The following is an 8,864-nucleotide window of genomic DNA, read 5'->3' as shown; positions in this document are numbered from 1 at the left end:
CTGCTCCGAGGTGAGGTTCTCCCCCAGCTCATTGGGCTTGCCTGCGCCGTGGTAGTCGGAGGAGCCGGTGACGATCAGGTCGTGCTCGGCGGCCATCTGCGACAGCCTCGCCCGGGCCTCGGGCGGGTTGTCCCGGTGGGCGATCTCCAGCCCGGCCAGACCGGCCTCGATCATGGCGTCGAAGACCTCCTGCCCGACCGTGCGCCCCCGCACGCCGGCCAGCGGATGGGCCATGACGGGCACTCCCCCCGCCTGGCACACGAGCCGCACGGCGGTGACCGGATCCGGGGCGTAGTGGGCCACGTAGTAGCCGGAGCGCGGGTGCAGCACCGTGGTGAAGGCCTCCGAGCGGTTCGGGGCGATCCCCGCCGCCACCAGGGCGTCGGCGATGTGCGGCCGGCCCACGGTCGCATCGCCGACGACCTGCTCCAGGACGTCGTCCCAGGTGATGGGGTGGTCCTGGGAGATCAGCTCGACCATCCGCTGCGCGCGGGTGCGCCGCGAGCGCCGCGCGCGCTGCATGACCTCGCCCAGTGCCCGGTCCTGCGGGTCCTGGAGGTAGGACAGCAGGTGCACGGAGATGCCGTCGTCGGTCTGGCACGAGACCTCGGTGCCCGGGACGAGGGCCACGCCCTGCTCTCGCGCCGCCCCGGCGGCCTCCTCCCACCCGGAGGTCGTGTCGTGATCCGTCAGGGCCACCACATCCAGCCCCGCCTGCGCGGCGCTGCGGATGACCTCGCGCGGCGGCTGGGTGCCGTCGGAGGCCGACGAGTGGGTGTGCAGATCGATCTTCATGGCCCCATCGTGGCACGGCCCCGGGCAGCCACCGACCGCCGCACGGCGAGCCCGAACGGCTCGCCCCGCGCCCGTGACGTCGGAGCCCGGTGGCATCATGGCAGGACGACGACCGCGCAGCTGACAGCGACGACTGCGCCACGAGCAGCCGGGAACGGACCGGCAGGACGGAGCGAGCATTGACGGATCAGCCCTCGGAGACCACCCCCGCAGCCGCCCGCGAGGCCAGTACGGCAGCCCCTGCGGACACCGGCGCCGAGTCCGGATCGCAGCCGCTGTCCGAGCGGGTGGACAACCGGACCCGCGCCCCGGAGTCCTCTGCCTTCGCAGAGTTCATGGCTTCCCAGTGGGCCCCGGCCGTGGACGAGGACCTCCCGCGGGAGGAGGTCGCCGATCACGCGGCCCAGCGCCGCCTGCGCATCTCGCAGGAGCACACCGGCCAGCGACTGGTCATCCCGGCGGGCGCGCCTAAGGTCCGCTCCAACGACACCGACTACCGCTTCCGCCCGCACTCCGCGTTCGCGCACCTGACCGGACTGGGTGTGGACCACGAGCCCAACGCGGTGCTCGTGCTCGAGCCGGTGGAGGCCGGCCACGGGGACGACGCCGGCGATCACACCGCCACGCTGTACTTCCATCCCATGGCCGGGCGCGACACCCGCGAGTTCTACGCCGACGCCCGCAACGGCCAGTTCTGGGTGGGCGATCGCCCCACGCTGCGCGAGCTGTCCAGCGCGTACGGCCTGCGCACGCGGGATCTCAGCGAGCTGGAGCCCGCCCTGACCAAGGATGTGGGGGCGGACGGGGTCCAGGTGCGGCTGGTCCGCGCCCAGGACGCCGCGGTGGACAGCACGGTCGATTCCGCCCGCCTGGCCGGCGATGTGGTCCTCGAAGACGCCGAGGCCCAGGACGATCAGCTCGTGGAGCGGCTCTCGGAGCTGCGCCTGATCAAGGACGAGCACGAGATCGACCAGCTGCGCCGCTCCGTGGAGATGACCGTGCGCGGGTTCGAGGACGTCGTGCGCGCCCTGCCCGGGGCCATCGCCAAGCCGCGCGGCGAGCGGCTCGTGGAGGGCGCCTTCTTCACCCGCGCCCGCGCCGAGGGCAATGACCTCGGCTACGACACCATCGCCGCCTCGGGCAGCAACGCGACCGTCCTGCACTGGATCCGCAACACCGGCGAGATCCGACCCCAGGACATGATCCTGCTCGACGCCGGCGTGGAGGCCGATTCGCTCTACACCGCCGACATCACCCGCACCCTGCCGGTGACCGGCGAGTTCTCCGAGATCCAGCGCAAGATCTACCAGGCCGTGCTGGATGCGGCCGATCACGCCTTCACCGTGGCCGTTCCGGGCAGCCGCTTCCGCGATGTCCACGACGCCGCCATGTCGGTGCTCGCCGCCCGCCTGGAGGAGTGGGGCCTGCTGCCCGTCTCGGCGGAGGTCTCGCTCTCGAAGGGCGGACAGCACCATCGACGCTGGATGCCGCACGGGACCAGCCACCACCTGGGCCTGGACGTCCACGACTGCGCCCAGGCCCGGCGCGAGCTCTACCAGGACGCCGTGATCGAGCCCGGGATGGTCTTCACCATCGAGCCCGGGCTGTACTTCAAGGCCGAGGACCTGGCCGTGCCGGAGGAGTACCGGGGCATCGGCGTGCGGATCGAGGACGATGTCCTGATCACCGCCGACGGCAACGAGAACCTCTCCTCGGCCCTGCCCCGCGATCCCGACGACGTTGAGTCCTGGATGCAGGGACTGTTCGAGTCCTCGTCGGCGTCGTCGACCGCGCACTGATCAGCCGCGCTCAGCGCCGCCTTCCGGAGCCTGCTGCGCGTCGGCGCCGCCGTCCGGGTGGCCACGGTGGGCGTCCTGCTCCTGCGGCGAGACGCGCACGCCGTAGAGCGGGCGTCCATCGGAGGTCTCCTGCGGACGCGACACCGGGGCCGCCGGAGCCTGGGTCCACGGCTGCTGGCCGTCCTGGCTCCGACCCTGCGGCGCGCCGTCGCGGGCGGCGCCGCGCTCGGCAGACCCCGGCTCGTGCTGCTGTGCACCGGGCTGGGGCGTGCCCTGCTCAGGTGCGCCGTCATGGGACGTGCCGTACTGGGCTCCGCCCGCCTGCGCGGCACCTGTGCCGCTCGCCCCGGGTGCCGCATGCGCCTGGCCCGCACCGCGGCGGCTCTGACCCTGCAGGCCGGCCGACTGCAGCACGGCCGCGGCCTGCTGCGCCATGTCCGGGCGCGCCAGGACCTCATAGCGCGTGGCCACGATCGTGGACATCGAGGTGAAGTCGCGGCGCCCGCGCTGGGCCGCGTAGGAGATCACGCCCAGCAGCATCCAGAAGGCGGCGCCCATGACCATGGTCAGCACGATCGACAGCGCGCCGCCGCTGCCGAAGAGCGTGAGGATCATGCCGAAGAACAGCCCAATGAAGGCGCCCTGCCCCGCGGACATCAGGGCCACACGCGGGTAGGTCAGCCGGCCCGTGACCTTCTCGAGGGTCGCCAGATCGTGACCGACGATCGACAGACCGGAGACGTCGAGCTCCTCGTCCGAGAGATGATCGACCGCCCGCTGCGCCTCCGCGTAGCGGGAGTGGGAGGCGATCACCGTGCCCTCGGGGAGACCTGCGCCGGAAATCTGCTGCGTCCTCTGTCGTGTGCTGCTCATGGGATCAAGAATCCCCCACGCAGCTGATCGGAGTCTTGAGACGCAGGTCTCGATCGCGGCGGGCTGAATCGGCACAGCGACTACCCTGATCCGGTGAGCAGTTCACTCGAGAAGATCTTCATCGCGCGCCTGATCGGCCTGGACGTGTTCGACCCCCTGGGCGACCGCGTGGGCAGGGTGCGCGATCTCGTCATGATCCGCCGCGACGCCGCCCCCGGACCCAGCTCGTCCAAGCAGCCGGTCGTCGTGGGGCTCGTCGTCGAGGTCCTGGGCAAGCGCCGCGTGTTCCTGCCCATGACCCGGGTGACGTCCATGGACTCCGAGCAGGTCCTGTGCACCGGGCTGGTCAACCTGCGCCGCTTCGAGCAGCGCGGCTCGGAGATCCTCGTGGTCGGGCAGATGTTCGACCGCACCGTCACCATGCGCGACGGCAACGGCACCGCCACGATCATCGACGTCGGCATGGAGCAGGCCCGCACCGGCGACTGGCAGGTCACGCAGCTGTTCGTGCGCCGCACCCCGGTCGGCGGCGGCCTGATGCGCCGGCGCAGCGGAGAGACGCTCGTCATCGACTGGAGCGAGGCCACGGACCAGGAGAGCGCGGGCCATCAGCCGGCCACGCAGTGGGTGAGCTCGCATGAGGACGACAAGCCCGCCGACATCGCCGATGAGCTGCGCGAGCTGCCCCGCAAGCGCATCCTCGAGATCGCCGGCGAGCTGCGCGACGACCGCCTGGCCGACGTCCTGCAGGAGATGCCGGAGGAGGACCAGGTCTTCGTGCTCACCCACCTGGAGGTCGAGCGCGCCGCCGACGTCCTGGAGGAGATGGAGCCGGACGACGCCGCCGACCTGCTCAACGAGCTGCCGGACCCGGATGCCGAGTCCCTCCTGGGGCTGATGCAGCCCGAGGACGCCGACGACGTCCGCCGCCTGCTCGAGTACGAGGAGGGCACCGCCGGTTCCATGATGACCCCGGTGCCGATCATCCTGGCTCCCGAGACCACGGTGGCCGAGGCGCTGGCCGCGATCCGCCAGGAGGAGGTCTCCCCGGCCATGGCCGCCGCGGTGTTCGTGTGCCGACCGCCGCTGGAGACTCCGACCGGGCGCTACCTGGGCCTGGTCCACATGCAGGAGCTGCTGCGGGTGCCCCCGCCCGAGCCGATCGGCAACCTGATCGACTCGGCGATCGACCCCGTCAAGGACCTCTCCCCCATCTCGGACGTCGCCCGCGAGCTGGCCACCTACGACCTGACGATCATCCCCGTGGTCAATGAGAACCGGCGCCTGGTCGGCGCGGTCACGATCGACGACGTTCTCGATGACCTGCTTCCGGACGACTGGCGGACCTGGGACGACGGAACCCCCGTGAGGAAGGTGGGACGACGCTATGAGTGAGAGCCGCACCGGCGCCGAGCGCCGCACCGCAGGCCTGGACACCCCCACCGGGCTGCGCCACGGGATGTGGAACCGGCTGCGGCCCAATCCGGATGCCTTCGGCCAGCTCACGGAGGGCTTCGCCCGGTTCATGGGCACCCCGCAGTTCCTGCTGTGGATGTCGGTCTTCGTGTTCCTCTGGCTGGGCTGGAACACCTTCATGCCCGAGGACATGCAGTTCGACCCCCGCGCGCTGAACTACACCCTGCTGACGCTCATGCTCTCCCTGCAGGCCTCCTACGCCGCGCCGCTGCTGCTGCTGGCGCAGAACCGCCAGGACGACCGCGACAAGGCCGTGGCCGAGCGCGACCGGCAGCGCACCCAGGAGAACCTGGCAGACACCGAGTACCTGACCCGCGAGATCGCCGCCCTGCGCATGTCCATGCGCGAGGTCGCCACCCGCGACTACGTCCGCTCCGAGCTGCGCGACCTGCTCGAGGAGCTGCTCGAGGGCATGAACGACTCCGATTCCGGCGACGACGGCGACTCCGAGCCCTCCGGCCGCAAGCGCAAGGGCCGCAAGAAGCAGCAGCGCTCCGCGGACGCCGCGGCCGCGCGCACCACGAGCATCCCGCAGGTCCCAGCGCAGCAGCGCACCGGCGAGGACCACGGCTCCGCCGAGCAGACCCAGAACCTTGGGAGCACAGGAGACCATGACTGAGCAGAACCCCATCGATCCCCGCCTGTCCGAGGCGCTGTCCGCCGTCGAGGATCCCGAGCTGCGTCGACCGCTGATCGAGCTGGGCATGCTGCGCGCGGCCCGGCTCGACCCGGACGGCACGGCAGTCGTCGAGGTCCTGCTCACGATCTCCGGCTGCCCGCTGCGCTCCACGATCGAGGCGGACGTGGCGGAGGCGGTGCGTCACGTCGAGGGCGTGCACCGCACCGTGGTGGAGCTGGATGTCATGACCCCGCAGCAGCGCGAGGAGCTCAAGGCGCAGCTCGGGCACACGCGCAGCATCCCGTTCGCAGACCCGTCGTCGCTGACCCGGGTGCATTCGGTGACCTCCGGCAAGGGCGGGGTCGGCAAGTCCACGGTGACCGCCAATCTGGCCGCCGCCCTGGCCGCCCGCGGACGCTCCGTGGGCGTGGTCGACGCCGACATCCACGGCTTCTCGATCCCGGGGCTGTTCGGCATCACGGCCGGGCCCACGAAGGTCGACGAGATGATCCTGCCGCCCGTCGTCGAGGTCCCGGACACCGCCGTCTGCGAGCCCGGAGCCTCTCGCGCCGCCGACGGGCACCGGCGCGGCAGCGTGCGGGCCATCTCGATCGGAATGTTCACGGATCCGGCGAACCCGGTGGTGTGGCGCGGTCCGCTGCTGGATCGGGCGGTCGAGCAGTTCCTGGCCGACGTCCACTTCGGCGACCTGGACCACCTGCTGCTGGATCTGCCCCCGGGCACCGGCGACGTCGCGATCGCAGTCGCCCAGAAGCTGCCCGGCTCAGGGGTCCTGGTGGTCTCCACGCCGCAGCAGGCCGCGGCGGGGATCGCTGAGCGCTCCGGCGCGCTGGCGGCGATGACCGAGCAGACGGTCTCCGGTGTCATCGAGAACATGTCCGCCATGGCCATGCCGGACGGGTCGTCCTTCGAGCTCTTCGGCAGCGGCGGCGGCGAGCAGATCGCCGACTCGCTCACGCACCGGATGGGCTACGACGTCCCCCTGCTGGGCTCGATCCCCCTGGACATCGCTCTGCGGCAGGCCGGCGACACCGGGGTGCCGCTCGTGTGGTCCGATCCGGAGGCACCGGCCTCCCGGGTGCTGCGCGATGTGGCCGCGCGCCTCGACGGTCCCCGCGGCCTCGAGGGCCGCTCCCTGGGGATCACCCCGCGCTGAGTCCGGCAGCCCTCACGTGGGCGGCGGGGTGCGTCTCAGGTGGCCTCGGGGTCGAACGGGGCGCGCTGGGAATCGCCCAGGCGCACGAGGGGCTGCGCCTGAGCCGGGGAGTCCTCTCCGGCGGCGGCCTCTTCCTCGCGCTGGCGCTTGCGCTCGGCTCGGGCGGCCTCTCGCTCCTCGCGCTCGCGCCTGCGCTTCTCCGCGGAGTCCTCCTGGTCGGCCTCGAGCAGGGCGTCGCGCACGATCGTGCGAGGGTCGTACTGGCGCGGGTCGAGCTTGCGCCAGTCAAGGTCGCCGATCTCCGGGCCGAGGGTCTCTCGCAGGTCCTCCCGGGCTCCACTGGCGTAGCGGCGCGCCCGCTTGACCAGGTCTCGAAGGTTCTCCGCGTACTCCGGAAGCCTCTCCGGACCCAGGACGAGCAGGATCAGGACGATGAGGACGATGGCTTCCCAGCCGCTGATGCCTAACACGGCATCGAGATTATCAGGGCGGGCACAGGCTCAGGATCCCATCCCGAGCATGCGCCGCCAGCCGCTGATCACGGTCTCGCCGACCGACGACGACTCCTGCGGCTGCAGCGCCAGCGTGGCCCGATCAGCGGCCTCGGTGTGGTGCATCAGGCGTACCATCTCCGCGGCCGAAGACTCGCTCTGCAGGGTGTAGACGACGTCTGCGTGTACGATCTGGGCGCGCCACGGGCTGCCCGCGCGCACTCTCACCGGCGCGCCCTGCAGGACCGCCGAGTCCAGGCCCGTGGTGGTGGCCGGCAGGCCGGCGATGCCGTCGGTGGGGTGGTCCTGATCGATCCGCCCGCGCTGCTCGGTGATCCGGACATCGCGGCCCAGAGGATCCTGCAGCTGCATCCGCACAGCGGGCTGGCCGGCGACGGTGTCCTCGCTCAGCGAGACGACCTCGTAGCCGGGCAGCCCGGCCAGCGGCAGGGTCCAGCCCTGGGAGCGCAGCAGGTCGAGGTCGGAGACCTCGGAGAGCACCAGCCCCGAGGACTGCACCCACGGAGATCCCTGCGCCGCGGTGGATCCCGGCGCGGAGGCGGTGTTCGAGCGCGAGCCCGCGAACCAGCCCAGCAGCAGGATGCCGAGCAGCAGGAGGAAGATCACCGATACCACGGCTGTGACGAGCCGAGCCCTCGAGAGGAAGGCAGGCAGAGCCGTGGAGCTCATGGTCCTCCTCCTGGGCGCTCGTGATGGCCGCGGCGCGGGCCGCGCTCGTGCAGGCCCAGGATCCGAGACGGACCTGGACGGCCCCTGAGTGTCCTGGCACCGCCCTGCGCCGGACGTGCAGCGCCGAGGTCGAGGTCTCAGGCGGGTCGAGGCCGCCGGGTAGGATGATCCGCAGTGCACTGCGCAGCCGGCGCCGCGCCCGGAGCACGGGCGCCGGAAGGCAGCCTCGCGGCCGGACACGGCGGCGCGCGGCTTCCGTGCAGGGCAGACCGAGCAACAGGAACAGGGGGGTGGCGATGAGCAGCGGCAAGGCGACCAGCTGGGCCTACGCCGAGGCCTATCCGCAGGAGGACGATGTCCTGCTGCGGGCCCGCGAGCGCTCCATGGCCCTGCGGCTGCGCCCCGTCACCCCGGCGGTGGCCGCCACGCTCACGGTTCTGGCCGCCGCGGGCCGCCCCCGGGCGGCTGTCGAGGTCGGCACGGGAGCGGGCGTCTCGGGTGCCGCGCTGCTGCGGGGCATGCCGGAGGACTCCGTGCTCACGACCATCGACACGGACATCCGGGCCCTGCGCGCGGCCCGCGAGACCTTCCGCGAGATCGGAACCCAGCCGCGCGTGCGCACCATCTCCGGACGCGCCTCGCTCGTGCTGCCGCGGCTGAGCTCCGCGTCCTACGACCTGGTCTTCCTGGATGCGGAGCCGTCCAACACCCTGCTCTACGTGGACGAGGCCGTGCGCCTGCTGCGCCCCGGCGGCACGCTGATCGTGCAGGACGCCCTCGATCAGGATCGCGTTCCGGATCCCGTGCAGCGTCAGGACTCCACACGCGTGCACCGCGAGATCCACCGGATGCTGCGCGAGGACGAGCGCTTCGTGTCCACCATCCTCACCCCCGGCTCCGGGCTGTTCGTGGCCGTGCGCCGCTGAATCGACCCGCCCATGACA

The 8,864-nt window shown here is 71.9% G+C and carries 9 protein-coding genes; 5 read left to right on the top strand and 4 right to left on the bottom strand.

Translation table 11 applies throughout. The annotated features are described in order from the left end of the window. Positions 1-795 (bottom strand): PHP domain-containing protein (locus tag M3E84_RS08850; protein WP_259895830.1); only part of this gene is annotated, 795 nt, incomplete at its 3' end. A gap of 179 nt (positions 796-974) precedes the next feature. On the opposite strand from M3E84_RS08850, the gene M3E84_RS08845 reads away from it, so the two are divergent. Continuing rightward, complete coding sequence (locus tag M3E84_RS08845; protein WP_259895829.1) at positions 975-2,594, top strand: aminopeptidase P family protein; 1,620 nt, start codon at positions 975-977, stop codon at positions 2,592-2,594. Here the strand turns inward: M3E84_RS08845 and M3E84_RS08840 are convergent, their stop codons facing one another. Then, positions 2,595-3,467: a general stress protein gene (locus M3E84_RS08840; RefSeq protein WP_259895828.1), complete on the bottom strand. Its 873-nt coding sequence runs from the start codon at positions 3,465-3,467 to the stop codon at positions 2,595-2,597. Positions 3,468-3,560: 93 nt separating this feature from the next. On the opposite strand from M3E84_RS08840, the gene M3E84_RS08835 reads away from it, so the two are divergent. The 3 genes from M3E84_RS08835 to M3E84_RS08825 are packed head-to-tail and all read left to right on the top strand — an operon-like array spanning position 3,561 to position 6,739. Then, positions 3,561-4,862, top strand: coding sequence for a magnesium transporter MgtE N-terminal domain-containing protein (locus M3E84_RS08835; protein ID WP_259895827.1), 1,302 nt, complete (start codon positions 3,561-3,563; stop codon positions 4,860-4,862). Beyond that, positions 4,855-5,562, top strand: coding sequence for a DUF1003 domain-containing protein (locus M3E84_RS08830; RefSeq protein WP_396415595.1), 708 nt, complete (start codon positions 4,855-4,857; stop codon positions 5,560-5,562). The genes M3E84_RS08835 and M3E84_RS08830 overlap by 8 nt, the downstream gene beginning before the upstream one ends. Further along, positions 5,555-6,739 (top strand): Mrp/NBP35 family ATP-binding protein, encoded by a 1,185-nt coding sequence (locus tag M3E84_RS08825; protein WP_259895826.1) that lies wholly within the window; start codon positions 5,555-5,557, stop codon positions 6,737-6,739. Before M3E84_RS08830 ends, M3E84_RS08825 begins: the two co-directional genes overlap by 8 nt. 35 nt (positions 6,740-6,774) lie before the next feature. On the opposite strand, the gene M3E84_RS08820 is transcribed toward M3E84_RS08825, so the two are convergent. Both M3E84_RS08820 and M3E84_RS08815 read right to left on the bottom strand, forming a co-directional pair. Further along, positions 6,775-7,209, bottom strand: coding sequence for a twin-arginine translocase TatA/TatE family subunit (locus M3E84_RS08820; protein WP_259895825.1), 435 nt, complete (start codon positions 7,207-7,209; stop codon positions 6,775-6,777). Between the two features lie 30 nt (positions 7,210-7,239). Then, positions 7,240-7,920: a hypothetical protein gene (locus M3E84_RS08815; RefSeq protein WP_259895824.1), complete on the bottom strand. Its 681-nt coding sequence runs from the start codon at positions 7,918-7,920 to the stop codon at positions 7,240-7,242. A 296-nt stretch (positions 7,921-8,216) separates the two neighbouring features. On the opposite strand from M3E84_RS08815, the gene M3E84_RS08810 reads away from it, so the two are divergent. Further along, on the top strand, positions 8,217-8,846 hold the full coding sequence (locus M3E84_RS08810; RefSeq protein WP_259895823.1) for an O-methyltransferase: 630 nt from the start codon (positions 8,217-8,219) through the stop codon (positions 8,844-8,846). The last annotated feature ends 18 nt before the right edge of the window (positions 8,847-8,864 follow it).

The organism is Kocuria sp. p3-SID1428, from assembly GCF_025149945.1.
In the GTDB taxonomy this organism is placed as follows: Bacteria; Actinomycetota; Actinomycetes; order Actinomycetales; family Micrococcaceae; genus Kocuria.
This window is presented reverse-complemented; position numbering and strand designations above follow the sequence as displayed.

Coding starts and splice junctions, on each gene's coding strand:
- M3E84_RS08810 (WP_259895823.1), top strand. CDS start 8,217: ATGAGCAGCGGCAAGGCGACCAGCTGGGCCTACGCCGAGGCCTATCCG.
- M3E84_RS08825 (WP_259895826.1), top strand. CDS start 5,555: ATGACTGAGCAGAACCCCATCGATCCCCGCCTGTCCGAGGCGCTGTCC.
- M3E84_RS08830 (WP_396415595.1), top strand. CDS start 4,855: ATGAGTGAGAGCCGCACCGGCGCCGAGCGCCGCACCGCAGGCCTGGAC.
- M3E84_RS08840 (WP_259895828.1), bottom strand. CDS start 3,467: ATGAGCAGCACACGACAGAGGACGCAGCAGATTTCCGGCGCAGGTCTC.
- M3E84_RS08815 (WP_259895824.1), bottom strand. CDS start 7,920: ATGAGCTCCACGGCTCTGCCTGCCTTCCTCTCGAGGGCTCGGCTCGTC.